The sequence below is a fragment of the Salinicola sp. genome (assembly GCF_982684285.1).
This window is the reverse complement of the sequence record NZ_CEXLVS010000538.1, coordinates 1-1034: the sequence shown is the minus strand read 5'-3', so window position 1 is coordinate 1034 and position 1034 is coordinate 1. Positions and strand designations below refer to the sequence as shown.

At 27.4% G+C, this 1034-nt stretch carries 1 protein-coding gene and 1 other annotated feature; the gene reads left to right on the top strand.

Annotated elements, in window-relative coordinates; genetic code table 11:
* Positions 1–367 (top strand): hypothetical protein (locus AC3AYF_RS21760; protein WP_487780547.1); only part of this gene is annotated, 367 nt, incomplete at its 5' end.
* An 84-nt stretch (positions 368–451) separates the two neighbouring features.
* Positions 452–982 (top strand) — a sequence feature (23S ribosomal RNA rRNA prediction is too short).
* The last annotated feature ends 52 nt before the right edge of the window (positions 983–1034 follow it).

Genomic DNA, 1034 nt, shown 5'->3' with positions numbered 1-1034 from the left:
ATCTAAATATTATTTTAACTTAGAAAATTTATTTAATATAAATAATATAGATACTACAAATAATTTATTAAATAAATTAATGCAATATAATAAAAAAAATTCAGATAATTTAAAAAAAGTAATATTAGATGATATTAAATATAAAAGAGTATCAGGTGTAAGATTAGAAGCAGCAGGAAGATTAACTAAACGTTATACAGCTTCAAGATCACAATATAAATTTAAGTATAAAGGTAATTTAGCAAATACATATACAACAATTCAAGGTTATCCTTCATCTTTAATAAGAGGAAATGAAAAACCTAATTTACAATATACAAAATTAAATTCTAAATCACGTATAGGATCTTTTGGAGTTAAAGGTTGAGTGAGTGGAGTTTAATAAATTAATATTAACCTAATTATAATTAATAAAAATGATGAAATAGTCTGAACCAATTTGAAAAAATTGGAAGTAAAAGAAAACTTTTATGATAACAAAATTGAACAGGCTAATTTGCGCAAGAGAGTACAAATTGAGTGCGCGGTTTGGCACCTCGATGTCGGCTTAGCTCATCCACATGAATGCAAAAATCATGAAGGGTTCGACTGTTCGTCGATTAAAGAGCTACATGAGCTGGGTTTAATACGTCGTGAGACAGTATGGTTTCTATCTTCTAGAGGAAATTAAAGTAGAATAAAGATAGCCCCTTCGTACGAAAGGAGTTGGGTATATTGACCTATGGTTTACCTATTGTTTATGTTATATATCATTATAAGATATATCATTTACTTATACTTAAGTAAATAGTTCGCATAGGCATGGCAGGAAGGCTACGTCAGTTAAAGATAAGTGCTGAAAGCATTTAAGCGCGAAGCTTACTTTAGGATACTTTTAAACGTAGTAGAACACTACGAGTATAATTAATAATAAACATATTAATTAATAGGCTTTAGTTGTACTAATCTTAAGATTTTTAGACATAAAGTACTAATTAATAATATACTTAATATTATGTATATCTAATGAAAGCCTGGTTAGCATAAAAGTAATG